The following is a 26670-nucleotide window of genomic DNA, read 5'->3' as shown; positions in this document are numbered from 1 at the left end:
ACGCGCGGTGCGTGCCCCCCGCCATGCCATTGCCGGCCTGTTCGGGGGGCTTCTTCTCCTCGGCCAAGCTGGGGCCGACGAGATCGACCGCCGAATCCTGCCGGTTGCGCCGACCTATACCCGCAATGCGACCTGCGCCTCGGTCTCGGCGACGATTCCTTTCGAGATTCATACAGGGACCCAGGATGTAGGCATCTCGCCCTCGCCGAAGGACCTGCCGCTGAACCAAGGTGAGAGTGCGATCTGCTTTGCCTATGCCACGGCGGACATGATTTCGCACCGCGTCGGCAGGCCGGTCTCTCCCTTGGATGTGGCGACGAAATTCTATTTCGCCGACCCAGCCAGGCTGGAGACGATCTCGGACCCGCATCTCAAGCGCCATCTCCGTGCGCATCCGGCCTACCGGGCCGACATCGCCTGGAGTCGCAATACTGCCGAGGTCACCAAGGACGGTAACCCAGCCCTGGAACCGTATTTCGACAAGATCGAAGGCGGTGAGGAGGACATGGCGGCGCTCCTCTACAACATCGGCGGGTATTGCGAGGACCGCGACCTGCCGTCCAATGATGGCTATCGCTACGTGATGCCGACATTGCGTTCGCTGCGCTACCGGACGAAGCTTCACCCGGCGCGGCAGAGCTTTCGCGCGGTGGCTGCAACTGCTTCCCACTTGCGTGGGCGGTGGGCTGATTCATTCAACGCAGCATGGATCGCCCATGTGGAGGCCGTCTGCCGTCGTGTGCCGCTACCTGTGCCGCTTCTGCCGGTCTCCTACCGTGTGGCGGCGAGCCAGGCCGATTTCGCGGACATGCTCGAGTCCGGCCGTCATCCGAGCAAGCAAAAACTCGACCGAATCCTGGCCATGGTCGATTACGCACTCGACCGCGGCCGTGTGCCGACAGTGGGGTATAGCTGGTACCTTCTCGAAGACCGCGATCCGAAGGACCCGGACCTGTTCGCCGATCATGCGAGCCCGGTCATCGGCCGCCGCAAGGCAGAGGGCACCTGCCAGTATCGAATCCAGGACAATACCGGTGAATATTGCGGCCGCATGCGCGACGGCATCCGTGAACGTTGCGACAACGGACGCATCTGGGTCACTGAAAGCGAGCTGAGGAAGACCTTGTACAGCGTGACCTATCTGAGATAGGCGTCTAAAAACAGTATCGGTGTCGGCCTTACGGTGTAATGATTCGCATGGAGACGGTCTGCACCTGCGCATCGCCGTTTTGATCGCTGGCAGGTGCGGTCTTCTTCAGCCGCGCCATGAACTTGCGCACCTCGTCGGGCGGCAATGCACCCATCGGTGCGATCATCATGGACAGGAGTGCCTTGGTCTTGCGATCGACCGAGGCGGAACGGCTCACCGGCTCGAAATCCCGCACCGTGTGAGTCTTGTCCTCGTTGCCGGTAAAGACACGCGCGCCGTCCTTCAGCACGACGATGTCGCCCGGACGTAGGGTCGGATCCTTTAGCAGGGCGTTCATCGGTCCAGAAGACATGGAGATCGGCGTCTGGCGCTCGGCGATATGAAGCTGCAGCGGCTCGCTCTTCGGCAGGGCGGCATAACGGATCTTCGGACGGGGGCGGCTGGCTTCGCGCCGGATCGACGGAAGCCGGCGCTCAAATTGGTGCACGGGGACGGCTTGTTGCTGCTCGACAGCAGGACGGGCGGGAGAGAACAGCGCCTCGAAAAGTCCGCCCAAGCCACGGTCTTGAGCGTTTTGCGCCATCGCTGCGCTAGATGTGCACAATAACGCTGCTGCCGATATCAAGAGGCCGGCACGCTTGGCGACTGGGATGACAGTCATGGACACACTGCCATTGCTGGAGGCTACAGGGGAGAAGCTCGCTGGACGCTGTGTATAACCTGTGCAGCATTCAACCGTTCCAGCCGAGTTTGCCAAAAAATACAGTTCGGCGATTCAGCTTGGTGCCACGCCTCGCCCCAGTGGATGGCTCCGGCTCGAAGGCAAAAACCCGTGCGCAGATCGGCCTATGCATCGTGGGCAGTGTCGGCATCCTTAATCGTTGGTTAATACGCACGGCTTAGCTTTCGTGATGGGCGACATCTGGCGCGAGGGCCCAATCGGGTCTGGGCGCTGGAGGAAAGGTGTGCGTGGGTTGGGGGGCTGATCGCTGGCGGTTCTATCGGCTCGTCGGGCGGGAGATCGTCCGCTCGGCGCGGGGTGTGTCCGCACGCCTGACGGCGAGTCCAGACCTGCTCGCGCGGGCGCGCGTCAGCGCCCTGGTCATCGCCCCGCACGATCTGCGCACTAGCGACGCCACCTTTGCCGACGACATCTATGCCGGCCTCTTCGTTTTCGCGGGACGCTCTCTTTCCGTGAGCGGTCGGTCACCGTTCGACTATGCGCCGCCGTCACCGGAATGGGCGGATGCGTTCTACGGATTCGGATGGCTGCGCCATCTGCGCGCCGCCGATACGGCCCTGGCTCGAGCCAATGCCCGAGCCTTCGTGGCGGATTTCATCGCTGGCCGTGGCGATGAGACTCTGGCCGCGCCCGTCCCCGTTGCCGCGCGGCGGTTGATCTCCTTCCTCTGTCAGTCGCCGCTGGTTCTGGAAGGCGCGGACCACGCCTTCTACCAGGCGTTCCTCAAGGCCGTCGGGCGCGGCGCAAGAGACCTCGAACGCTCCCTGCGCCGTGGCCTGCCGCCGCAATCGCGGCTCTTGGCGGTGGTGGCGCTATGTTATGCCGGCCTGTGCTGCGAGGGCATCCAGCCGATCCTGCGCCGGGCCACCCGCATCCTGTCTCGCGAACTCGATCGGCAGATCATGGCGGATGGCGGGCATCGCAGCCGCGATCCGCGCTTCGCCATGGAGCTCTTGCTAGATCTCCTGCCTCTGCGCCAAAGCTTCCTGAGCCGCAGCCTCGACCCGCCGGAGGCTCTGCTTCACGCGATCGACCGGATGCTCCCGTTGCTGCGGCTCCTGCGCCACGGCGATGCGTCCCTGAGCCATTTCAACGGCATGGGCGCCACGGCGGCGGACCATCTCGCCACCTTGCTGGTCTATGACGGGGCCCTGGCGCAGCCGCTGATGCATGCGCCGAATTCCGGCTACGAGCGGCTGGAAAGCGGCCGTGTCGTTTTGGTCGCTGATGTGGGGGCGCCGCCGCCGCTGCCCTTCTCAATGAATGCGGGGGCCGGTTGTCTCTCCTTCGAGATGTCGAGCGGCCCCCAGCGGGTGGTCATCAATTGCGGGCTGCCGGCGAGCGGCCCGGAATTGCGTCGCCTCGCCCGCAGCACCGCCGCCCATTCCACGGCGACGATAGGGGATTCGTCCTCCTGCCGATTCCTCGGTGCCAGCGAAGGACTGGGCAGTCGCTGGGCCTCGGACTGGCTCATCAAGCGGATCGGTCCCGTGCTCGTGCGCGGCCCGCGCGCCGTCAAATCCGAGCGGACGAGCGATGGCGGAACGTTGATCCTGGCCGGACGCCATGACGGCTATGCCGCCGAGTTCGGGATCGTCCATGAGCGCCGCTGGCGCCTCCTGCCCGACGGGGCGGGGCTAGAAGGCGAGGATGCCTTCGTTCCGGTGGCCCATAAGGGCAACCGAATCCGGCTACGTCCGCCCGAGGCGGCAATCCGCTTCCATCTGCATCCCGCCATCGCGGCCAATGCGGCGGTCGGCGGTGGGGTCGATCTCGCCTCGCCCCTCGGGGAGGTCTGGCGGTTCGAGGCCGAGGGCGCTGCGGTAGCGCTGGAGGAGAGCGTCTATTTCGCGGGTCTCACCGGCGCGCGCCGAACCGACCAGATCGTCCTGTATGTCACGGCCGGGGAGGGCGCCCAGGTGCGATGGCGCTTCCTGCACATCGCACAGGCGCCGGGGCGGGGCGAACCCGCCGTGCGTGACGCTTCCATGGCCGATGACGCGGCGCGGTAGCCGATAGGGCGTCACTTGTGGTACCCGCGCCTTTGAGGGGCAGGATCTGCCCTGTGCCGGACGGTTCTCGACGATGTCGCATGATCAGGCGCGGGTTGCCCGCGCACTTCTTTCCGTTTCCGACAAGACGGGTCTCGTGGATTTCGCCCGCGCGCTGTCTGAGCGTGGCGTGGCCCTGGTTTCCACCGGCGGCACCCATCGGGCGCTCACCGGGGCGAGGCTTCCTGTCACGGAGGTGGCCGAGATCACCGGTTTTCCCGAGATGATGGACGGACGGGTGAAGACCCTGCACCCGGCTGTGCATGGCGGCCTGCTCGCGGTGCGCGACGACCCTCAGCACCAGGCCGCACTTGCCGCACACGGCATCGGCGCCATCGATCTTCTCGTGGTCAATCTCTACCCGTTCGAGGCGACGATCGCGAAGCCTTGCGGCTATGACGATGCGGTGGAGAACATCGATGTCGGCGGTCCGGCCATGATTCGCGCCGCCGCGAAGAACCACGCCGACGTGGCTGTGGTGGTGGATGTGGCTGATTACGCTGCCATCCTCACCGAGCTCGAGGCCGGCAACGGCGCGCTCGGAGCGGCGACTCGAAAGCGCCTTGCCCAGAAGGCCTTTGCCCGCACCGCCTCCTACGATGCTGCGATTGCGTCCTGGCTTGCCGACCATGTGGAGATGGATGAGGCGCCTGCCTACCGCGCCTTCGGCGGCACGCTCGCCCAATCCCTGCGCTACGGCGAGAACCCACACCAATCGGCGGCCTTCTACCGGACGCCCGGCCTCGTTCGGCCCGGCGTGGCGAGTGCCCGCCAGCTCCAAGGCAAGGAGCTATCCTTCAACAACCTCAACGACACCGACGCGGCCTATGAATGCGTCGCCGAATTCGATCCGGCCCGCGTCGCCGCAGTGGCGATCATCAAGCATGCCAACCCTTGCGGTGTCGCCGAAGGTCCTACGCTGGCGGAGGCCTATGAGCGGGCTCTGGCCTGCGACCCGACCTCGGCCTTCGGCGGCATCGTCGCCCTCAACCGCACCCTGGATGCCGAATCGGCTGCGCGGATCGTCGAGATCTTCACCGAGGTGATCATCGCGCCGGACGCCACCGAGGAGGCGATCGCCATCGTCGCGGCCAAGAAGAACCTGCGTCTCCTCCTCGCGGGCGCTCTTCCCGACCCGCGCGCCAAGGGCTTCGCCATGCGCAACCTCGCCGGCGGCATCCTCGTTCAGGGCCGCGACGCCGCGGTGGTCGACGACATGACGCTGAAGGTAGTGACGAAGCGCGAGCCCTCGGGCCAGGAATACGCGGACATGCGCTTCGCTTACCGCGTCGCCAAGCACGTCAAGTCGAATGCCATCGTCTACGCGCGCGACGGTGCTACGGTGGGGATCGGCGCCGGACAGATGTCGCGGGTCGATTCCTCGCGCATTGCCGCCTGGAAGGCGGCGGAGGGCGCCAAACGCATCGGTGCGACCGAGAGCCTAGCCAAGGGCTCTGTGGTTGCCTCGGACGCGTTCTTCCCCTTCGCCGATGGCCTGATCGCGGCGGCGGAAGCCGGCGCCACCGCGGTGATTCAGCCGGGCGGATCGATGCGTGACGCCGACGTAATCAAGGCCGCCGACGAAGCCGGTCTCGCCATGGTGTTTACAGGGCATCGTCACTTCCGGCACTGATGCCGCGCGGTGCGCGGCAAACGGCCTGCGCGCATCGCCTTGTCGAGGCTTTCTTCCATGACGAACATCTCTCCTTCCCCCGATCGCGCCCAGCGCCGAGCGGCCGGTAAGCGCTTGCGCGATGCGGTTCCCCGTGAATCCCATGCCGACTGGTATCCTGCCGAGAACCGCGATCCGCTCGCGGTTCTCCGGGCGAACGATTCGGGCAGGTTGCTCGAACTGATCCCTCTGCGGCACGAGCGGATGCGGGCAAACCCATTTGCGTTCCTGCGTGGGGCTGCCGCCGTGATGGCCGCCGACCTCGCGGGCGTTGCGGTTCCGGGCATTCCCGTCCAGGCCTGCGGCGATTGCCACATCGGCAATTTCGGCGTGTATCGCAGCGCCGAGGGCCAGACCCTTTTCGACATCAACGATTTCGACGAGACGCTCTGGAACGTCGATTTCACGATCGATGTGAAGCGCCTCGCCGCCAGTGTCGCCGTCGCCGCCCTGCCTCAGGGCGAGGACCGGGCACATCGTGCAGCTCGGGCAAGCGTCCGGGCTTATCGTGAACATATGCGTGACCTGTCGCATCTCTCGCCGCTCGCCATCTGGCACAGCCGGATCGATCTCGATCACGAAATCGGTCGCCTCGGCGACGGAGATCTGTGCCGCCGCCTCCTGTCCGATGCGGCTTCCGAGACCGCCGACGGCCTCAGCCATGGCGATGCACCGGACCTCGATCCTGCGAGCTTCGGCGCCGATCCGTCTTTGTGGCGCATCGCCGACAAGGCCCCGACCGTCTTCCATGGTGGGCCGAACGGCCTGACCGAGGCGGTTCAGGAAGCGGCCGCCGCGTTGCTCGCCTATCCGCAAAGCCTTCAGGCCGACCGGAACCTGCTGGCTCTGCGCTACACGCAGCGCGATGTCGCCTTCAAGGTGGTGGGGATCGGCTCGGTGGGCACGGTCTGCGCCGTGGGATTGTATACCGACGCGGATGGTGCGCCGCTCTTCCTGCAGATCAAGGAAGCCCGACCTTCGGTGCTGGCGCAGCTCACCCTGAGCCCCTTCTTCCTCGCATCCGAAGGTCAGCGCGTCATCGACGGGCAGCGCATCATGCAGGCCGCGAGCGACATGTTCCTGGGCACCGCCTATTCCGATGCGAGTGGGCGCTCCTACTATGTCCGCCAGTTGAAGAACAAGAAGCTGTCGGCCGTCGCAGAAATCATGTCCGAGAGCGGTCCCAAGGCCTATGCCCAACTTTGCGGGACCACGCTCGCCCGTGCCCATGCCCGCTCGGGGGACGCAGCGATGATCGCCGGCTATCTCGGCAAGGGCGATGCCTTCGAAGAGGCGGTGGCCGAATTCGCGATGCGCTATGCGTGGCAGACGATGGCAGACCACGATGCGCTGAAGCAGGCCTATCAGGAGCCCGCCGAGGCTGCGTGAAGGCAAAGGCCTCATGCAAGGTCTGACCGAACCCTGCGGCATAAGTCGAACCCGTCGACGACGTCGGAGATGACAAACGAAGAAGGCCCTGTCTCGCGACAGGGCCTTCTTCGTATCGTCGCCTTACAGGCATCGGGTCTTCAAGGCACCGACGCCGTTGAAGCACTTGCTCAAGCTGGACCGGGGCTGGCCCCGATCCAGCCCTTCGCTCCGAACGCTAGCGTGCCGGGCGGTCGTCCCAGGTGAAGATGTCCCTGTCCTTGGTCTCGGGGATGAACAGGGCACCGATGACGGCCGTCGCGAGGGCGATGACGATCGGGTACCAGAGGCCGAAATAGATGTCGCCGGTCTGGGCAACCATGGCGAAGGCGGTGGCCGGCAGAAGGCCACCGAACCAGCCGTTGCCGATATGGTAAGGCAGCGACATCGAGGTGTAGCGGATACGCGTCGGGAAGAGCTCGACGAGAGCCGCCGCGATCGGGCCGTAGACCATCGTCACGTAGAGGACGAGGATGGTCAGAATACCGATGATCGTCAGTTTCTGGACCGAGAAGATGTCGATCATCTTGGCGAAGTTCGACAGGCCGTCCTTCGGTTCGATGGCGATCTTCACGATGCTCGGGTTGTTGGCGCCAGGGTAGCCGGCGGCCGTGAGCGCGGCGCCGATATCCTTGGCGAAGGCCGGATCGGCGGCGGCGAACTCCTTGCCGGCGACGGTGACGGTGGCCTTGGTGCCGGGAGCGACCGGCTCGGTGGTGTAGTTCACGGCCGAGCGCGCGAGCAGCGCCTTGGCGATGTCGCAGGAATTGGTGAACTTGGCCGTTCCGACCGGATTGAACTGGAACGAGCAATCCGCCGGATCGGCCTTGACCACCACCTGCGTGCTCTGCTGGGCCGCGTGCAGGGCCGGGTTGGCTGCAGCGGTCAGCGCTTTGAAGAGCGGGAAGAAGGTCAGTGCCGCGATGACGCAACCGCCGAGGATGATCGGCTTGCGGCCGATCTTGTCGGAGAGTGCGCCGAAGAACAGGAATCCGCCGGTGCCGAGGATGAGCGACCAGGCGATGAGCACGTTGGCCGTGAACTGATCGACCTTCAGGATCGTCTGAAGGAAGAACAGCGCGTAGAACTGGCCGGTGTACCAGACCACGGCCTGGCCGGCGGTGAGGCCGAGCAGGGCGAGGAGCGCCCACTTGGCGTTGCGCCACTGGCCGAACGCCTCGGAGAGCGGCGCCTTCGAGCCGGTGCCCTCGTCCTTCATCTTCTTGAAGGCCGGGCTCTCCTGCATCTGCAGACGGATCCAGACCGAGACGCCGAGCAGCACGATCGAGACCAGGAACGGAATGCGCCAGCCCCAGGCGGCGAAGGGCGTGATCGTCCCGGCCGAACCGTCAGCGAGGGTGGTGGCGACGGGCGCGTAGTTCGCGTTGACGTAGATCTGGGTGAACAGGATCACCATCAGCGACAGCAGCAGCCCGAGGGTCGCCGTGGTCTGGATGAAGGCGGTGTAGAAGCCGCGACGCCCGGGGGGAGCGTGCTCGGCCACATAGACTGCCGCCCCGCCATACTCACCACCGAGGGCGAGACCCTGGAGCATGCGCAGAGCCAGCAGCGCCACGGGCGCGACCCAACCGACGCCGTACTCGTTCATCGTGGCGTAGGAGGGCAGAAGGCCGACTACGAAGGTCGAGATGCCCATGATCAGGATGGTCACGAGGAAGGTGTACTTGCGGCCCACAAGGTCGCCGAGACGTCCGAACACCAGTGCGCCGAAGGGGCGGACCAGAAAGCCCGCTGCGAAAGCCATCAGGGCGAAAATGTTGCGCGTGGCTTCCGGATAGGCCGAGAAGAACTGCGCGCCGATGATCGCGGCCAGCGATCCATAGAGATAGAAATCGTACCACTCGAACACGGTACCGAGCGAGGATGCCAGAATAACCTTCTTCTCGCCGGCACTCATGGGCCGTGCGGCTTCCTTTGGTAATGGGACCGCTGACGTTGCAGACATGGGGGAATCCTCCAAAATTTTTTTACTTCCAGGCTTTTGCAGGCCTGGCTTTCATCACTTCAGAAACTTGGGCGCTGCGTCGGCGTTCGCAGTCGCTCAAGTCCTGGCGCGCATTGGTCTTGCCGCTCACGGAAACGAGAGCGATCGACGCTACCTCACGCCATGATTTCGCCCAAGAGTGAAAAAGCCGTACGGTCCAGGGATACTCACGTTTTTATGCAAACGTGTCACTTTGGTGCCGATTGGTAGAACCGCTGCCCGATGGGCTGCCATGAATGAGAGAGGGCGCGGCTTCCGCCGCGCCCTCTCGAGCATTCGTAGTGTGGTCTTGGAACCGTCAGTGAGCGTGGGCGCCGTCGGCTCCGATCCCAGTCTCCGAGCGCACGAACTGCTGTTCGAACGATGCGCGCTCGCGCTTGGCCCTGGCAGTATTGTCGAGCTTCGACACGACGTAGATCGTGAGGAAGGCCAGCGGCATCGAGAACAGGGCCGGGTTGTCGTAGGGGAAGATCGCCGCAGGATTACCGAAGGTCGTCACCCACACTGCCTTCGACAGGATCACCATTCCGACAGCCGCGAAAAGGCCGACGAATCCGCCAATCAGTGCGCCCCAGGTGGTCGTGCCCCGCCATAGGATCGACATGGTGAGGATGGGGAAGTTGCAGCTCGCCGCCACCGAGAAGGCGAGGCCGACCATGAAGGCGACGTTCTGGTTCTCGAAAACGTATCCGAGATAGATCGCCACGATACCGATGACGACCGCCGAGATCTTCGAGAGTCGCACTTCGGACGCCTCGTTGGTGCGTCCGCGGGCGATGACGCTGGCATACAGATCATGGCTGACCGCCGATGCACCGGCGAGCGTGAGCCCGGCCACGACAGCGAGAATGGTGGCGAAGGCGACTGCCGAGATGAAGCCGAGGAAGTACGGCCCGCCAACGGCGTTGGCGAGGTTCACAGCAACCATGTTGGTGCCGCCAAGCATCCCCTTCAGCTTGTCGAACGCACCCGCCGGATCGAGCTTGAAGTAGACCGGATCGGACATCAGCAGGGCGATGCCGCCGAAGCCGATGATGAAGGTCAGGATGTAGAAGTAACCGATCAGGCCGGTGGCGTAGAACACCGATTTGCGGGCGGCCTGAGCATCGGAGACGGTGAAAAAGCGCATCAGGATGTGTGGTAGGCCGGCGGTGCCGAACATCAGACCGACGCCGAGGGAGATCGCTTCGATGGGGTTCGAGACGAGGCCGCCCGGCGCCATGATGGCATCGCCCTTCGGATGGGTGGCGACGGCGGCCGAGAACAGGGCCTCGGGGTTGAAGCCGTATTTGTAGAGGACCGCGCCGGCCATGAAGGTGGCACCCCCGAGGAGAAGGCAGGCCTTGATGACCTGGACCCAAGTGGTCGCCTTCATGCCGCCGAACGCCACGTAGACGATCATCAGCACGCCGACGATCACGACCGCATAGAGATATTCGAGGCCGAACAGCAGTTGGATCAGTTTCCCTGCGCCGACCATTTGGGCGATCAGGTAGAACGCCACCACCACGAGGGTGCCCACTGCCGAAATGATGCGGATCGAGGTCTGGTCGAGGCGAAAGGAGGCGACGTCGGCGAAGGTGAACTTGCCGAGGTTGCGCAGCCGCTCTGCAATGAGAAACAGCACGATCGGCCACCCCACGAGGAAGCCTGTGGAATAGATCAGACCATCGAAGCCGGACGTATAGACGAGGCCGGAGATGCCGAGGAATGAGGCAGCCGACATGTAGTCGCCGGCAATGGCCAGCGAGTTGGTGCCGGCCGAGATACCACCGCCGGCGGCGTAGAAGTCAGAGGCCGATTTGGTGCCCTTGGCGGCCTTATAAGTGATGCCGAGGGTGAAGAGCACGAAGAACGCGAACATACCGATGGCCGGCCAGTTCGTCTGGGCTTTCGTGACGGCGCCGAGATCCGGACCGGCGGCGTAGGCCGCGCCAGCGAGGATGACTGCGAGGGTGGTACCCAGGGCGATGGGGTGGGCTGAGCGGATCATCGGCCGAGATCCTGCTTGAGGGCGGCAGTCAGTTCGTCGAAACGGCCGTTGGCGCGCTGGACGTAGATACCAGTAAGGATGAAGGCGAAGACGATCACGGCGACGCCGAGGACCAGGCCCAAAGAGGTCGTGGCGCTCCCGACTTTCATGGCGAGCAGCGACTTGTCGAAAGCGATAAGCCCGATGAAGCCGAAATAGACGAGCAGCATCGCGATGGTCAGCGTCCAGCCGAAGCGGGTCCGCTCGTGGACGAGTTCCCTGAAACGCGGATTCTGCGCGATCCGTGCAGTCTCGATATCGGACATGGCGTAACTTTCCCTGAAGCTTCGGCCCTTCTGAACGGGGCCTCGGTCTTGGCGAATACTATGGCGATGGGAGACGAGCGCGTTCGATGCCGCCCAGCCTGTCTCGTGTCGCGAGGCGTGCCGGCGCAAGCGCCGCACGGTCACGATATCGTCAGGACAGGCGGGAGAGGCGGCCGAAAATGCGAGCGGCGCACCTCCTTCGAGATGCGCCGCTTCCTTGTGCGAGGCCCGCAATCAGGACGCGCGGTTCTGGCGGTTCTCGATCAGGTCGTCGACGACGGCCGGCTCGGCAAGGGTCGAGGTATCGCCGAGCGATGAGAACTCGTCCTCTGCGATCTTGCGGAGGATGCGGCGCATGATCTTGCCCGAGCGAGTCTTGGGCAGGCCGGGGGCGAACTGGATCAGGTCCGGCGAGGCGATGGGGCCGATATCCTTGCGGACCCAGGCCACCAGTTCCTTGCGCAGCTCGTCCGAACCGTCCTCGCCCTCCATCAGGGTGACGTAGGCGTAGATGCCCTGTCCCTTCATGGAGTGCGGGTAGCCGACGACGGCCGCTTCCGACACCTTCGGATGGGCGACGAGGGAGGATTCGACCTCCGCGGTGCCCATGCGGTGGCCCGAGACGTTGATGACGTCGTCGACGCGGCCGGTGATCCAGTAATAGCCGTCCGCATCCCGGCGGCAGCCGTCGCCGGTGAAGTAGAGGTTTGGATAGGTGGAGAAGTAGGTCTGCTCGAACCGCTCGTGGTCGCCATAGACCGTGCGCATCTGGCCCGGCCAGGAATCCGCGATGCAGAGGTTGCCCTCGCAGGCACCGTCGAGCGGCTTGCCCTCCGCATCGACGATGAGCGGCTGCACGCCGAAGAATGGGCGTGTGGCCGAACCGGGCTTTAGCTTGGTGGCACCGGGCAACGGCGTAATGAGGATGCCGCCGGTCTCGGTCTGCCACCAGGTATCGACGATGGGGCAGCGGCTGTCGCCGACCACCCGGTAGTACCAGTCCCAGGCTTCCGGGTTGATCGGCTCGCCGACCGAGCCGAGGACGCGGAGCGAGGCCCGCGAGGTCTTCTTCACCGGGCCTTCGCCGCCGCCCATGAGCGAGCGGATCGCCGTGGGCGCGGTGTAGAAGATGTTGACCTTGTGTTTGTCGACGACGTCCCAGAAGCGGGAGGTCGACGGATAGGTCGGGATGCCTTCGAACATCAGGGTCGTGGCGCCGTTGGCGAGCGGGCCATAGACGATGTAGCTGTGGCCTGTGACCCAGCCCACATCCGCCGTGCACCAGTAGACCTCGCCCTCGCGGTAATCGAAGACGTATTGATGCGTCATCGCGGCGTAGACGAGGTAGCCGCCGGTGGTATGCACCACACCCTTGGGCTGGCCCGTGGAGCCTGAGGTGTAGAGGATGAAGAGCGGGTGCTCTGCCTCCACGGCTTCGGCCGGGCACTCGTCGGTGACCATGGCGGCGGCCTCGTCGTAATAGACGTCGCGGCCGGGCTCCATGGCGACATTACTGCCCGTGCGACGCACAACGACGACGTGGTCCACGGCATCCTTGCCGAGCCTCGCGATCGCGGCATCCACATTGGCCTTCAACGCGACCTTGCGGCCGCCGCGCAGACCCTCGTCGGCGGTGATGACGAGCTTCGAGGCACAGCCTTCGATACGGCCGGCCAGGGAATCCGGGGAGAAACCGCCGAACACGATGGAGTGGATCGCGCCGAGCCGGGCGCAGGCCAACATGGCGTATGCGGCCTCCGGGATCATCGGCAGGTAGAGGGTGACGCGGTCACCCTTGCCGACACCGCGGTTGCGCAGCACATTGGCCATGCGGCAGACTTCCGAATGAAGCTGCCGATAGGTGATGTGCTTGGATTCGTTGGGGTCGTCGCCTTCCCAGATGATCGCGACCTGGTCGCCGCGCGTCGCGAGGTGACGGTCGATGCAATTGTAGGCGACGTTGGTCTTGCCGTCCTCGAACCATTTGATCGAGACGTTGCCGGGAGCAAAGCTTGTATTCTTGACGGTCGAATAAGGCGTCGACCAATCGATCCGCTTGCCGTGTTCACCCCAAAATGCAGCCGGGTCATCGACCGAGGCCTTGTACATCGCCTGATACCCGGCGTCGTCTACATGCGCACCGTCGATCCAGGTCGCGCGGACGTCGACCACCTTCTCGTCCATGACGTTTTCCCTACTGGTGCCCGATCGTATCGCGAAAACCGCGCAGCCGGGACTTCCAACTCGTTCTTAGGCGCAGGAACAGTCCTATCGCAAGCGCGAAGGGGGCGGATGCACCTGCGTCCGCACCCCCAATTTGGGCAATACTCTCGATCCATGATCGGACGGCTGTCAGTTGCAGCCGATACAGATTCCCTTGATCCCCGAACCTTCGGTCTCGCCCTTCTTGCGGGCCTCATCGGGGGGCAGCCGGGTGTCGGGCGCGGCTGCGGCACCGGGCGGCTTTGTGACGCCGGTCGGGGCAATATCTCGGAACGAGCCCGCCGATTCCAGGTTCTGACCGGTCGTCTGCGACGGACCCGCCGTTTGGGCTAGGACGCTGGTCGCTCCGGATATGAGTAGGCCAGCGAAAAGAAGCCTAAGGGTAATGTGCATGGGGTTTCTCCAAGACCTGCCTGGAGAACGGGTGGCGCTTGCCTGGGTTGCCGACCAGCAAGCGTTCGCACCCACGCCGGAATGCCCGTTTCAGGATGGCGAACCGCCCGGCTCGGTGCGCCGCGGCAGTGTCGGCTTGGCCCTTTGGGACTCGGCAACTATCGCATCGAGGCGCGCTTCCTCGATATCGGTCATCTGACGCATGACGTGTCTCGTCATGACGCTCGTACCCAATCTGGCTCGCCGACGGTCGCCGCTAGGCGATCGCCCACGGGCCGCGGCGTTGTGCCGGTCCACCATGCCAGATGCGTTGCCGCCAGACGAGCCTGGGCTCGCCGCGCTGATCACGCCGTTCTGACCGCCGCCTGCGGTGGGAACAGCATTTCCACCAGGGTGCCTTCGTCCTTCCGGCTCTCGATGCGGAAGCGGCCATGATTGGCCTCGACGAGCGCCTTCGTGAGCGGCAGACCGAGGCCGGTTCCAGTGCTTCGTCCGTCCGCACGTCCCCTGGCCGAGGCCGCCACGGCGATCTGCCGGAACGGTTCGAGGGCGGTCTCTACCTCGTCGGGGGTCATCCCGATTCCAGTGTCGCGGACCCTAAGTGCGATCTCGCCACGATCCGCCATGGTGGTGGAGACGATGACCTGTCCGCCGGCCTCGGTGAAGGCGATGGCGTTGGCGATGATATTGAGGGCAGCCTGCCGTACCGAGCGCTCGTCTGCGACCAGCATCGGGAGGTCGTCGGAGAAACTCGTCCGTACGACGATTCGATCGCGCATCGCCTGCGGCTGCAGCATCGCGACGCAATGGGTGACGACGTCGTTGAGGGGGACCTCGGCGAAGGTCAGGTCGAGGCGGCCGGCTTCGATCTTTGCAAGGTCGAGCAGGTCGTTGACGAGACTGAGGACGTGAGTTCCCGAAGCGTGGATGTCGCCCAGATAGTCGCGGTAGCGCTCGTGGCCTACGGGACCGAACGGTTCGGCTAGCATCATATCGGCGAAGCCGAGGATGCCGTTCATCGGCGTGCGGATCTCGTGGCTGATCCGGGCGAGGAAATCCGATTTGCGTGCGCTGGCATATTCCGCAGCCTGCCGTGCGTTCGACGTTTCCGCTTCGATACGTCTGGTGGCGCGAACGTCCCGCACGGTCATGACCATGCGGCCGTCGTCCCGACCGGCGAGGGGGGTCACCTTGATCAGCAGCGGAGACATGCCGGCGGCGGTGCGGCCGATCACATCCGGGGTCGCTTGCGCGAGGACGGTTTGCCCCGAACCGGCTATGCCATGGACGCTGGCGAGCACTGCCACCGCGCTTTCCGCTGCGAACAGACTGAGGATGGCGGCACCGACGACTTCGCGCGGGTCGAGGCCGAAGGTCGTCGCCGCGCTGCGGTTGAGGCCGATGATCCGCCCATTCCGGTCGAGGGTGATGACTCCGTCATCGAGGCTGTCGAGAACGGCCTGCGCATCGGCGGCTCGGGCTCCCGCGAAGGCGTCGGCGATCTGCAGGGCAACGCGCTCACGGCCAGGCTCACCGGCAACGGCGTCGCGGATGAGGAGAAGGTGAGCCGGTGCGCCGCGCCAATCGAGATCGGAGGCCTGTATGTCGACGCTCAGGCGGTGCCCCGAGGCGGCGGTGAGGATGGCGGGGGCGCCGCTGATCTTCCGCTCGTGCGGGACGAGGCCGCCGAACAGCTTGCCGATGCCGCCCGATGCCGCCAGTTCGGCCAGATCGGCGAAGCCCGCCATCGCCAGCAGGTGGCTGTTGGCGAACAGGACGCTGTCGCCGCGATAGACCATCACGCCGCCGGGCACCCGCTCCAGCGTCGCGCTGACGGCGGCATTGGGGTCTTCCGATGCAGGCTCCGCGAACCGCGTCATCGCCGTGGGAAACGGAGTCACAGAACCGCCGGTGGCGCGCTCTTCGCCGGTCCTGGTCTCCGAAACCTCATCGTCGGGCGTGCTATCGCCGGCGAAGCGCGCGCCCAGGGCCCGCGCGATTTCGCGGAACGCCGCATGTTCGTTGCTGGACAAATGCGGGTCGTGCAACGGTGTCCAGGCGTCTTCGTCAGTCGTCGGGGGCTCTGTTCCGGTCGCAGACCGTTCGGTCGTTTCTTCCCCTGACGGCTCCACGTTGAGGAGGGCGAGGGAGGAATCTCCTTCCGCAGCTGCGGACGGATCATCACCGATCGTCGCAAAAGCGGGTTCCGCGACGGGCAGAGCGGATGTTTCCTCGTTTCTCGCCAAGTCCGTTTTTCTCGCCAAGTCCATGGCGCTGAGCTCCATGGCCGTTGGCGTCACAGCCTCGGCAGTATCGGCAGATGCTCCATCATCGGGCTCCCCCTCCGATACAGGCTGATCGGTAGGATGCAGGTCGGTGATGATGTCCGCGTGTTCTGGGCTCACCGATCCACTCTCCGATGACGCGGTCGAAGACCGCACCATGGCGAAGCCGTTGAACCCGGTGAACTCGGCTGCCCCGCGCTGGATCGGCGTGCCGGATATGTCGAGATCCATCGCGTCCGGCATGCCATCGGCCTGCAGCGTGACGGAAATTGCACGAAAGGTCCGGCGCTGGGCCAACGCCTGCAGGAGCCCTTCCGCGTCGAGCAGCGTGCGCGTGTGTGACAGCGCAGCCCAGGTCCGTCCTATCAGTGCCGGTTTGACCGCGGCGGCGGCAGGCCCGGAAATGTCCGTGAGCCTGTCCTCGGCGTCGCTTTTCCAGGTTACGCGTCCAGTCCGCACCGCGCGGCTGTCCAATGGTGCGGACGTGTCTTCAAAGACGGAAGGACGCGGCTCAGGTGCTGCCGTCGGATCGGCCTGTGCGCGCTCCTGTTCGCCTGCGCCTTTCTGGGGCAAGGCTCGGTGGCCCGGCAGGCGATCGAGGACCGCCACGATCACGCAATTACGACCCGATGCATCCTTCGTCCGCAAAGCAAGGCAGGTCGTGGCCTGTCCGAGACGCCGCGTGTCGAATCGCAGCTTCATCAGCGATGGCCGATTCAGCGGCAGGGCGCGCGGACGAATTTGTTCGCCCATGCGAATCCCGTCGTTGATCCGGCCCGATTCGCCGCCGCTCAGAGACCGCGCAACGCCATCCGCCGTCGAAGCCAGCAGGATTCGCTCCGCCGTACCGTCGAGCACAAGCCACACCGCGTCTGGGCCGCTCAGGCGAGCGCCAAACCGCGAATCACCGCTCCAGTGTCTAATAAGGTCGCCGAGGTCCGGTTCAGGGCCGGATATCGGTTCTTCAGCCCGTCTTTCGAACATTCGTACCCGTTTCGCGTGACACGTGAGTGATTCGCACCCTTTTTTAACCGCAACGCGCCGCGGATGTAGACACCAAGCGCCGCCGATGCGCGTTTACCTTTTGTCATCCTTAATGCCGTGATCGAGGGTGGCATAGAGCGGGCGCTGTGTTATTGTGCAGCGCACAACAAACGATCAACAAGCAAGTTCAGAGGAGACGGACATGAGCAACACCCCGAACTATGAAGTGCCCGCTGAAATGCGCGATTTCGCTGAGAAGAGCGTCGATCAGGCTCGTAAGGCCTTCGACTCATTCATTGGCGCCGCTCGTCGCACCGCCGACACGGTCCAGGGTTCGGCCGACACGGCCCGTACCAGTGCACATGACGTCTCCGCGCGCGGCTTCGAGTTCGCCGAGCAGAACGTGAATGCCGCCTTCGACCTCGCCCAGAAGCTCGTTCGCTCGCGCGACTTGCAGGAAGCCATGCAGCATCAGGCTGAGTTCGTCCGCAGCCAGTTCGCCGCAATCCAGGCCCAGGCCAAGGAGTTCGGTGGCTTGGCGCAGAGTGCAATGCAGCAAGGCGCCGAGAAGGCCAAGGCAGCGATGCAGGAGACGGCTGAGAACACTCGCAAGGCGATGGAGCAGGGCACCGAGGCCGCTCGCAAGGCCGGCGCCGATGCCGAGCAAGCCATTCGCAACGCCAATTCCTGATATTTTCGAAATGCGACGGATCTAATCCGTCCGACGATAGAGGCCCGCCCCGCCCTCACGGTGAGGCGGGCCTTATTGTTTTTCTGAAGATGGACGCGATGACCCAGCTCGATATTCGGCTATTGACGGTCCCGGCCAAGCTGCCCTAGTCAAGTTTCGCCGCGCCAAGCGCGTGCCGTAAGCGTCTGACGTCAAGCAACGCATTTTCCGATCCGTCTTCCGGTCGGTGTCAGCGCTGCCCCGGATTGCGGTACAGACGTCGGGTTATCATGAACCGCCTGCAATCGTTCAGCCTCCGCGGATGTCTGTCGCCGAGCAGTCAGTGGCTCATCATGCCGCTGGTGCTCTCGCTGCTGATGACGCTCGTCGTCTCGGCGATCTCCACCTACAAGACCTTGGGGGCCGATGCGGCTTTCATCGAGCATTGGCCGCCGGCCTGGGCTTTGTCCTGGGTGGTGGCGTTCCCGACGCTTCTCCTGGTCCTGCCCCTGGTCCGCCGGATCGTCGGGTTCCTGGTCAGGCCCGCCTGATGCGTGCCGTGCCCGTCCCGGATTTCGAATGTGCGGCTCCATGAGTCGCTCCCAACGATGATCCGAGCATAACAGCGAGGGCGGAGGCAGGTTCTCAGACGAGCCGGCACGGCATATGAAACTGCCGCATCGCTCCTGAGACCATGTCCGGGACGGTGCGGCGGTCCTGCTCGACAGTCTCAAGTCACCAACGCTTAGGATGGCCACGCAGCGGAGATCGGGAGGAACGGGGATCGATGACCATCAAGCCGGGTGATTACGTGGGGTCGGACGACAACGAGGCGACAATGACCGTCGTCGAGATCGTGGACGACAAGGCCCTGTGCCGCTGGTTCGTGGATGGCGACGTCGACGGCGACGAACTGGAAGCGTGGCTGCCGATCGCCTCCCTCACGGTTCTTTGAAAGGCCCTCAATCGCCGGTGCCGTAGTCCCGTCGGCGACGGCAGCGAACGAGGTGCGACACGACGCTTGCACCGCGACGGCCGGTCTCCTAACCCTGGCGCCCCGCCCGGATTTCGGGCTCGTCGAAGAGGGCGAACCTTCATGCGACCTGCTTTTTCGCGCGCCGCCCAGCGTTTCGGCCTGTTGGCCCTCGCTCTGGCCGGTGTGCTATCCGCTGGCGCCGCCAGCGCCCAGTATGACGACGGCTACTACCGCCCCGCGCCCCGGCGCGACTATTACGAGGATCGCGGGCCCCCGCCCCGCCGGGCCGTCGGCTTGAACTGCGATGCTGTCCAGTCGGGAATCAGCGGCCTGCAGCCCTATTCCTGCCCGCTGCCCGGACCTCGTCCCCTCGGGGCGCGCTGTTTCTGCGACATGCCAATCGCGTCCTTCAGTTCACCGCAGACTGCGGTTGGACGTGTCGTCCCGTAAGGGTCGAACCGGAAAGAAACAACGCCGCGCCATCCTGGGATGACGCGGCGTTGTTCTGCAGAGACGTGGAATTCAGTTGAGGACGACGACCTTGGCGCCTACTTTCACGCGCTCGTAAAGGTCGGTGACGTCGTCATTGGTCATCCGGATACAACCTGACGAAACTGCCTGACCGATCGTGTCGGGCTCGTTGGATCCGTGGATCCGGTACTCCGTATTGCCGATATACATGGCGCGGGCGCCCAGAGGGTTCTCCACACCACCCGCCATGTAGCGCGGCAGGTCGGGGCGGCGGGCGATCATTGCGGCCGGGGGCGTCCATGACGGCCATTCGCGCTTGGCGGTAACGGTCTTCGTGCCTGACCAAGTGAAGCCGGGACGACCGACGCCAACGCCGTAGCGGATAGCTTCACCGTTCGGCAGAACGAAGTAGAGACGCCGTTCAGCGGTCGAGACGACGATCGTGCCAGGCTTGTATGCGCCGCGGAAGGTTACGATCTCGCGCGGGATCGGCGAGACCTGGGCCTGCGGAGCTGCTTGCGCGCCCTGACCGACGGTGCCCTGATAGCCATAAGGGTCGTAGGAGGGCTGGCTGTACTCGGTCTCGGGATAGTAATCGTCGCCCCCCGTTCCGAACGGATCGTAGGAGGAGGCGGCGAGAACGGGGGTGGAAGCGAGGATGCAAGCACCCATCATGCCTGCAAAAGCGGTCGCCAACGTCTTCATGGTCGGATGCCTTACCTGTGCGGTAACCTTTGCTATACAAGCGTAGGCGTAGGCGCGTGGTTCCACCCCCGGTCGCAGATTTCGCGTCTCGTTAACGTGAGCTTATGAATTTAGTACACCTCGTCCGTATGCACGTCGAAACGGGCAAGGTGCGAATAACCAAAGTTTGTGGTGATCGCGACATCAGTGGCATCGCGACCGCGGGCCATGACGATGCGGCCGATCCGCGGTGTATTGTGACGGGCGTCGAATGTGTACCAGCGCCCGTCCAGATACACTTCGAACCATGCCGAAAAATCCATCGGGTCCGGCACGGGCGGGATGCCGATATCGCCGAGATATCCGGTGCAGTAGCGCGCCGGGATGTTCATGCATCGGCAGAAAGCAACCGCCAGATGGGCGAAGTCGCGGCAGACGCCCTGGCGCTGCATGAAACCGTCCCAGGCCGTGCGCGTGGCATCGGCGAGCATGTAGTCGAACCGGATGCGGTCGTGAACGTAGTCGCAGATCGCCTGGACCCTCGACCAGCCAGGCATCGTTCCTCCGAAGAGGGACCAGGCCGTCTCAGACAGCTTGTCGGTGTCGCAATAGCGGCTGCCGAGAAGATAGACGAGGACATCGCTCGGCAGGTTCTGGACGTCGATCTGCTGCGCATGCGGAGCGTATTCGTCCGGCAATCCGGAATCGTAAACGGTAAAATCGGCCGAGATGTCGAGACGGCCAACCGGAGTGACGATGCGCGTGCAGATGTTGTCGTAGACGTCCCGATATTCCTGGAAAGGTATCGGCGGGTTGAAGCTGATGACGTGTGGGGTCATCACATCCGGCATGCGTGATGGATGCACGCTCAGTTCAAGAATCATGGGCGTCGGCTGAACCGATTCGAAGGCGATGTCGAACCCAGTCCTGATCTTCATCGTATTGGCCCCATGTCTGAAAAAATATGATTGGAACCCAGCCGCCATCTGATGGCAGCGGAATGAACGTCTTCAACGCACCACCATCGCATCGGGTGTACGCTGCTCGAGTGAACCGAGTTCGACTTCATCGACCTCGACGCTCACGGACATGCCGAGATCGTCCGCGGGAAACCCGAAGAAGGAGCCGTGCAACGGCACCGCCTGCCGCGGATCGCGGGCGACGGCGACGCGGATGAGGTCGCGATTGCCGACGATGCCATTGGTGGGATCGAACTCGATCCAGCCCGCGCCGGGCAGGTAGACCTGAACCCAGGCATGGGTCGAGCCACCGCCCACATGGCGGTTGCGGTCACCGCGCGGATTGTAGAGGTAGCCGGAGACGAAGCGGGCGGCCATGCCAAGCGCGCGCACGGCCTCGATCATCAGCACCGCGAAATCGCGGCAGCTTCCGCGCTTGAGGCGCAGGGTTGTGACGGGGTCCTGAACGCCTTTCTCCGAGCGCGCGAGATAGGCGAAGTTGCGCCGGACATGGCGCGTCATCTCGGCGAGCAGATCCTGCGTGCCGATGCGACCCGCAGGCGGAACGAAGCTACGCGCCCAGGCATCGACCTCGTTCTTCGGATCGCGGTGCTCGCGCTCGATGGAGCGGCTGAGATCCGGCATATCGTCGGCGCCGTAGCCGAAAGGGTAGTAGGCCGCATGCGGCGCGATCGGAAATTCCGGTGCGAGCTCGGGTGTGTGATCGAGGGTGATCGAGCATTCGAAGGTCAGGGTGGAGGCGCGACCCTGGAATGTCGCCACGGCAACGCAATTTCCGAACACGTCGTGCAACCACCGCAGAGACGACGGCTCGGGCGTGATCTTGAGCGTCGCGGCGATCAGGCGCTGGTCATAGCTGTCGCGCGGACGAAACATGATCCGGTGTTCGCCCAAGCCGACGGGCTGGCGGTACCGGTAGGTCGTAATGTGACGGACGGATAGGATCGGCACGTTCACAGGCTCCGCAGCACCGGTCGGTACCACTCTCTTGGATCGATGCAATGCAAGAGGTGCGCCCAACGTCATGGCGGCCCGTGATGTCGCCTCCACGGCACAGGAGTATTGGCCTGAATATCACCGCTGGGGCAATGCTCCTTGAGCTGGTTCGATAGCGATCTTCATTAAAGTGAAAGCGGCCCTGGCCCCTGGCCGATTCATCCGCGGCGGGCAGAGTTCAGGGCACTGGCGGAGGAGGATTGCTGGTCGCGTGCTCGGCTTCCACCAACACATCCTGGGGGCGCCAGGGTTTGGGGATGAAGACCACCCTTTCCGGCAATGCGTCCGGTCGCGGAGCACGTCGGCCGGATGTGACCACCATCCTCGCCGTAGGCCACAGCATCGCGACGGCACGCGCCAGTTGCAGGCCGTCCATGACACCCGAGAGCTGGATATCGGCAAAGACCAAAGCGACATCGCCGCCCCTGTCCCGCATCACGGCCAGAGCCTCTTCCGCCGTAGCGCAGCCGATAGCATCGAGCTCAGTCTCGTCCAACAGGGCGACTGCCAAGCCTTGTGTCGATGCATCATCCTCGACCACGAGGGCGAGGCGGCCGGATTTACGAATCGGCGCGGAGATAACGGGATCGGGCTCAGGCGTGGCTTCCGGCTGGTGGACCTGACGAACGAGGGCAGCCAAGTTCTCCGGAATGCCCTCGGCGATCAGGTCGTCATAGAAAGACGCTAGGGCTTCGCCGATTTGGTCGAGGGCGAGGCCAGGCGCGAGCGTATCGTTGCCTGCGCGCTTTTTCGGAACATCCTTGAAAGGAGTGGGCGAACGATTGTTCGACGGGCCTTTCGGATCGAGCACGTCATCCCTCCGGTTTTCGTCATCTGCATGGTACCGCCGCGTGCGGCCCCAAGCTCAACGTAGGGACTCAGGCGTCAGTTGCTCCCAAGGCGCAACAAGGGTTGGGCCGACGGCGAATCGGTCCGCGAAATGCGATTGCTGGGGTTCAGGACTGACAGCGAGATCGGCGCATAAAACGCGGTGAGGCGCGGTTACTCCGCCGAGGCGTCGGCATAGGCCATGACGCCCGAGAGAGAGCGGACATCGCGGTAGCGAGCACCACGAGTGCTCATCATGGTCTCGAACTTCTCATGAACCTGGGCCACCGACAGGCTCGCTGCCTTGCGGCGACCGCGTTGGGCCGCGAAGAAGATGGAACGGTTGGCGCGCGCCGGGCCCGGCAGCATCTGGGCGGCGGCGGATGTCGGCTTGTCGACAACGGTAGCGAGGAACTCCTCGGCATCGTCGGGACCGAGGAAGTGGGCGAGATACACCTCGCCCAGGGTCAGCTCGCGGCCGATACGCAGGGAGATTCGCGCTGCGTCGCGTTTCAGCATCTCGCCTGCCATCAGTGCGGCGAGATAGGGGTCACGCCGCAATTCGAGGATGCGGGTCCGCTCGGCGGCATCTGCCACGCTCGGCTTGCCGTTATCGCCGGAGACCACGAGGGCCGCTTCCTGCGTCAGGCCGTATTTCGGTCCGAAGTCGCGCACAACACCGAGCCAGGTGCGCTCGATGAACTGGAACAGGCCGGTCGCCGAGGACGTCTTGGCCTGCACTTCGGTGATGAAGCTCGACTCTTTGTCGGCTACCGCCATCAGCAGGACGGGGTCGGTCTGTACGGCCTGCGCAGCGCGGACGATCTTCTGCACCAAGTGGCGGCGAATCTTCATGGGTCCGAATTCGAGGATATCGTTCGGGTCGCCGACAGCGCTTTCGGTCAACAGGTAATCGTAGGAGACACGATCGACGGCATTGGAGCCGATTTCGGTGTCGAGGTCGTGGACGGGGGCAAAGGCCGAGGATGACGTGAGTACGGTGGGTGGAGCTTCTAGAACTCCCGGGACCGCCGACTGAATTCTGGGCTTCGGCATCGACAGCTCGGTCATCGCCTGAGCCGATTGTACCACGGCGCCGAAGCCACTGGTGCCGGTGCCGTTGAGAACGACGGCGCTCAGGCCTCCCGCGACCAGCATCATGGCCAGAACGGAGCGGGTGAGGGCGGGGCGGCTCCCATGGTCGTGTCCGACCCGATTCTTGAGCGTCAGCGCATCGGATGAAGTTGCCGCATCACCGCCAGCGCCGAAGCGGCGCGAGGGAGGGGTAACTCGTGATGATCCGACCTTCTGAACCCGCATCTGATCGACTCGTCTCCGTGTGGTGGCGCACATCGGCATTTACGAGGACAGTTGTGGCGACAAAACGGCTAGGCTCGTGATCATCCCGTGGCGTCGATGGCCACTTTGCGGCAGCTTAGCCATTACGAGCCATTACCGTCCGCATGCGACAGGGTCGGACGGAATGCACCAGCAACCACCGGGCATTCACGACAAGTTTGTATCGGAACTAATCTAGCAAGAACGGCGCTGCCGTAATCGGGCGGTACGCATCATTCTAGGCAGGCAAGGCCAAGCTGGGAGCTTTAGAAACAGCTGCCGATTCTTAGCCTGCAAGGCGTCGCCAAAGACGCCAATATAGTCGAATGGTACCACTGCCCCGGCTCGAACGGGGGACCTCTTGATCCACAATCAAGCGCTCTAACCAACTGAGCTACAGCGGCACTCGGGCTGCGATGTATCCTGAGGCTGCGGGCATTTCAAGCGTTAGAGACGCAAGGAATGCAGAATGGGGAAAACTCTTCGCCCCATCAATGCCGCCGGACGTCGAAATTCGGTCGACGGACCTTGCACCCCACCCCTAAGGTGCCGCGGTCTTCGTACCCCTTTCGTGCCAATCCCCCCGTCGGTCGATGAACTCAGAAACCGCGCCGCGCCGTGGATCTCCCGCCGGCCAGCTGCTGGTCCACGTGCCAAGCCGATTGCGTGCCCTGGTGCGCGGCAGCGAAGCCGGGCTCGTGGCGCTGGCCGCCTGCGTCGGCGCGATCGCCGGGATCGCAGTCTCGGCCATGAGTCTCGCGACGCAGGGCCTGCGCGAGATCCTCTATCGACTACCGCACGGCGCCCGACTCAGCGCTTCGACGGATGTGGCCCCGATCCTTATTCTAGTCGGCCCGGCCGTCGGCGGTCTCATCCTCGGCCTGATCGCTCTGGGCTTGGCTCGTCGCCGAGGCAACCCGCAGCAGCCGATCGTCGATCCCATCGAGGCCAATGCCCTGCATGGCGGGCGGCTCTCGCTGAAGGGGTCGGCTGCCGTGGCGGCGCAAAATGTGATCTCGAACGGCAGCGGTGCATCGGTCGGTCTCGAAGCGGGCTATACCCAGATCTGCGCCGGCATCGCCTCGCGTCTCGGCCTCTCCTTTGAAATGCGTCGCTCGGATCTACGTACCCTAGTGGGCTGCGGCTCGGCCGCCGCCATCGCCGCTGCCTTCGGGGCGCCGCTCACGGGGGCATTCTATGCGTTCGAACTCATCATCGGCACGTATTCCATCGCCACTCTCACACCGGTGGTCGTCTCGGCCCTGTGCGGTAGCCTCGTCGCCAAGGCGCTCGTAACGCAGAGTCCCCTGGTGACTGCCAACGGTTTCGATGTCCTGACGACGAGGGCGGTCTCCGGAATCGATACGCTACCGAGCCTCGCTCTCGGTTTCGCGTGCGCTGGGCTCGGAATTCTGATCATGCGTGGTGTCACCCTAGTCGAGCAGGGTGTGCGGGCGACCCGCCTGCCGGCCTTCCTCGCCCCCGCCATCGGCGGTCTCTGCGTTGGCGTCCTGGCCCTAGCTGTCTCCCCGCAGATACTTTCCGGTGGGCACGGAGCGCTCCATCTCCATCTCGACACCAACATGCCTGCCATGGGGTTCGGTGCTCTGGCGCTGCTGTTCGTGGCGAAGGCCTCGACCTCGGCGATCTCGATCGGCTCGGGTTTTCGCGGCGGCTTGTTCTTCGCTTCGCTGTTTCTCGGCGCTCTGGCGGGCAAGCTCTTTGCCGCGCTGATGGCGGAGGTAATCCCGGCCCTTTCCGGCGTTCATGGACTATCCGGCCTGGAGGGACTCACCTTCTTCGCTCTCACACCGCTGGCTTATGCGGTGATCGGCATGAGCGCCCTGGCGGTGGCAGTCATCGGCGGCCCGCTTACGATGACATTCCTCGCCCTCGAGCTCACCGGCAGCTTTCCGATCACCGGCCTCGTACTGGTGGCGGTGATCGCCTCGTCGATGACCGTGCGGAAGACCTTCGGCTATTCCTTTGCCACCTGGCGCTTCCACCTTCGCGGCGAAAGCATCCGTAGCGCGCATGATATCGGCTGGATCAGGTCACTCACCGTTGGGGCGCTCATGCGTCGCGAGGTCGAAACCGTGCCGGTCGATATGAAGCTCTGCGATTTCCTTGCGGCTCATCCCCTCGGCTCGCCGTCCCGCGTTGTGATGGTGGATAAGGAAGGGCGCTACGCCGGAATCGTGCTGGTGCCCGAGGCTCATGCCCTGGTGACGGCCGATAGCGAGGCCAGTCTCATCGAGGCCATACGCTATACAGACGTGTTCCTCACCGCCGGCATGAATGCCAAACAGGCAGCCTCGGCCTTCGACAGCGCGGAGAGCGAAGCTCTGGCGGTGGTGGATGATCCGGTCTCGCGTCGGGTGATCGGGCTGCTCACCGAGAGCCACACCCTCAAGCGCTACAGCGAGGAGCTCGACCGGCAGCGACGAGCGATCATGGGCGACGCTGCGTGAAACTGATCCAGTTCCTCGCTGCAAG

20 protein-coding genes and 1 tRNA gene are annotated in these 26670 nt (G+C 64.3%); 9 read left to right on the top strand and 12 right to left on the bottom strand.

Going from position 1 to position 26670, the window contains the following annotated elements:
• The first annotated feature begins 7 nt into the window (after positions 1-7).
• The gene (locus ACYQOP_RS02195; protein WP_461220970.1) at positions 8-1150 is read left to right on the top strand and encodes a hypothetical protein; all 1143 of its coding nucleotides are present in this window, start codon (positions 8-10) and stop codon (positions 1148-1150) included.
• Positions 1151-1178: 28 nt separating this feature from the next.
• Here the strand turns inward: ACYQOP_RS02195 and ACYQOP_RS02190 are convergent, their stop codons facing one another.
• Positions 1179-1733 carry a hypothetical protein gene (locus tag ACYQOP_RS02190; protein ID WP_461220968.1) on the bottom strand — a complete coding sequence of 185 codons (555 nt, stop codon included), beginning with the start codon at positions 1731-1733 and terminating at the stop codon, positions 1179-1181.
• Positions 1734-2119: 386 nt separating this feature from the next.
• Between ACYQOP_RS02190 and ACYQOP_RS02185 the strand changes: the two genes are divergently transcribed.
• The 3 genes from ACYQOP_RS02185 (at position 2120) to ACYQOP_RS02175 (ending at position 7004) form a co-directional block, all read left to right on the top strand.
• Positions 2120-3904 (top strand): heparinase II/III family protein, encoded by a 1785-nt coding sequence (locus tag ACYQOP_RS02185; RefSeq protein WP_461220966.1) that lies wholly within the window; start codon positions 2120-2122, stop codon positions 3902-3904.
• Positions 3905-3977: 73 nt separating this feature from the next.
• The gene (gene purH, locus ACYQOP_RS02180) at positions 3978-5576 is read left to right on the top strand and encodes a bifunctional phosphoribosylaminoimidazolecarboxamide formyltransferase/IMP cyclohydrolase (RefSeq protein WP_461220964.1); all 1599 of its coding nucleotides are present in this window, start codon (positions 3978-3980) and stop codon (positions 5574-5576) included.
• A 57-nt stretch (positions 5577-5633) separates the two neighbouring features.
• Positions 5634-7004, top strand: a complete 1371-nt coding sequence (locus ACYQOP_RS02175; RefSeq protein ID WP_461220962.1) for a DUF2252 domain-containing protein — start codon at positions 5634-5636, stop codon at positions 7002-7004.
• A gap of 217 nt (positions 7005-7221) precedes the next feature.
• Here the strand turns inward: ACYQOP_RS02175 and ACYQOP_RS02170 are convergent, their stop codons facing one another.
• The 5 genes from ACYQOP_RS02170 to ACYQOP_RS02150 all read right to left on the bottom strand — a co-directional run bounded on the left by ACYQOP_RS02170 (position 7222) and on the right by ACYQOP_RS02150 (position 16949).
• On the bottom strand, positions 7222-8961 hold the full coding sequence (locus ACYQOP_RS02170; RefSeq protein ID WP_082469909.1) for an MFS transporter: 1740 nt from the start codon (positions 8959-8961) through the stop codon (positions 7222-7224).
• A 385-nt stretch (positions 8962-9346) separates the two neighbouring features.
• Positions 9347-11041, bottom strand: coding sequence for a cation acetate symporter (locus tag ACYQOP_RS02165; protein WP_461220960.1), 1695 nt, complete (start codon positions 11039-11041; stop codon positions 9347-9349).
• On the bottom strand, positions 11038-11346 hold the full coding sequence (locus tag ACYQOP_RS02160; protein ID WP_461220958.1) for a DUF485 domain-containing protein: 309 nt from the start codon (positions 11344-11346) through the stop codon (positions 11038-11040). Before ACYQOP_RS02160 ends, ACYQOP_RS02165 begins: the two co-directional genes overlap by 4 nt.
• A 234-nt stretch (positions 11347-11580) precedes the next feature.
• Complete coding sequence (gene acs / locus ACYQOP_RS02155; protein WP_056432182.1) at positions 11581-13530, bottom strand: acetate--CoA ligase; 1950 nt, start codon at positions 13528-13530, stop codon at positions 11581-11583.
• A gap of 776 nt (positions 13531-14306) precedes the next feature.
• A complete protein-coding gene (locus ACYQOP_RS02150) occupies positions 14307-16949 on the bottom strand; it encodes a PAS domain-containing sensor histidine kinase (protein WP_461220955.1) in 2643 nt (880 codons plus the stop codon).
• Between the two features lie 484 nt (positions 16950-17433).
• Between ACYQOP_RS02150 and ACYQOP_RS02145 the strand changes: the two genes are divergently transcribed.
• From ACYQOP_RS02145 to ACYQOP_RS02130, 4 genes are all read left to right on the top strand, one after another.
• Positions 17434-17922 carry a phasin gene (locus ACYQOP_RS02145; protein ID WP_027172066.1) on the top strand — a complete coding sequence of 163 codons (489 nt, stop codon included), beginning with the start codon at positions 17434-17436 and terminating at the stop codon, positions 17920-17922.
• 269 nt (positions 17923-18191) lie between these two features.
• Positions 18192-18452 carry a DUF2798 domain-containing protein gene (locus ACYQOP_RS02140; protein ID WP_461220953.1) on the top strand — a complete coding sequence of 87 codons (261 nt, stop codon included), beginning with the start codon at positions 18192-18194 and terminating at the stop codon, positions 18450-18452.
• A 236-nt stretch (positions 18453-18688) separates the two neighbouring features.
• Positions 18689-18856 carry a hypothetical protein gene (locus tag ACYQOP_RS02135; RefSeq protein ID WP_187273350.1) on the top strand — a complete coding sequence of 56 codons (168 nt, stop codon included), beginning with the start codon at positions 18689-18691 and terminating at the stop codon, positions 18854-18856.
• Positions 18857-18997: 141 nt separating this feature from the next.
• The gene (locus ACYQOP_RS02130) at positions 18998-19327 is read left to right on the top strand and encodes a hypothetical protein (protein ID WP_207410340.1); all 330 of its coding nucleotides are present in this window, start codon (positions 18998-19000) and stop codon (positions 19325-19327) included.
• Positions 19328-19399: 72 nt separating this feature from the next.
• Here the strand turns inward: ACYQOP_RS02130 and ACYQOP_RS02125 are convergent, their stop codons facing one another.
• The 6 genes from ACYQOP_RS02125 to ACYQOP_RS02100 form a co-directional block, all read right to left on the bottom strand.
• Positions 19400-20053, bottom strand: a complete 654-nt coding sequence (locus tag ACYQOP_RS02125; protein ID WP_207410342.1) for a L,D-transpeptidase — start codon at positions 20051-20053, stop codon at positions 19400-19402.
• A 110-nt stretch (positions 20054-20163) separates the two neighbouring features.
• Complete coding sequence (locus tag ACYQOP_RS02120) at positions 20164-20970, bottom strand: transglutaminase-like domain-containing protein (protein ID WP_056432473.1); 807 nt, start codon at positions 20968-20970, stop codon at positions 20164-20166.
• Between the two features lie 72 nt (positions 20971-21042).
• The gene (locus ACYQOP_RS02115) at positions 21043-21963 is read right to left on the bottom strand and encodes a transglutaminase family protein (protein WP_461220950.1); all 921 of its coding nucleotides are present in this window, start codon (positions 21961-21963) and stop codon (positions 21043-21045) included.
• A 223-nt stretch (positions 21964-22186) separates the two neighbouring features.
• Entirely contained in the window at positions 22187-22708 is a 522-nt protein-coding gene (locus ACYQOP_RS02110; protein WP_056432480.1) for a response regulator, read from the bottom strand.
• A gap of 302 nt (positions 22709-23010) precedes the next feature.
• Positions 23011-24156 carry a transglycosylase SLT domain-containing protein gene (locus ACYQOP_RS02105; protein ID WP_461220948.1) on the bottom strand — a complete coding sequence of 382 codons (1146 nt, stop codon included), beginning with the start codon at positions 24154-24156 and terminating at the stop codon, positions 23011-23013.
• Between the two features lie 345 nt (positions 24157-24501).
• Positions 24502-24578, bottom strand: a tRNA-His gene (locus ACYQOP_RS02100).
• Between the two features lie 189 nt (positions 24579-24767).
• Here ACYQOP_RS02100 and ACYQOP_RS02095 point away from each other — a divergent pair.
• Positions 24768-26645: a chloride channel protein gene (locus tag ACYQOP_RS02095; protein ID WP_461220946.1), complete on the top strand. Its 1878-nt coding sequence runs from the start codon at positions 24768-24770 to the stop codon at positions 26643-26645.
• Positions 26646-26670: the final 25 nt, after the last annotated feature.

It is taken from the genome of Methylobacterium sp. CM6247, from assembly GCF_054817925.1.
Note: the sequence above shows the minus strand (reverse complement) of the source record. Positions and strands in the feature narration are given on the sequence as shown.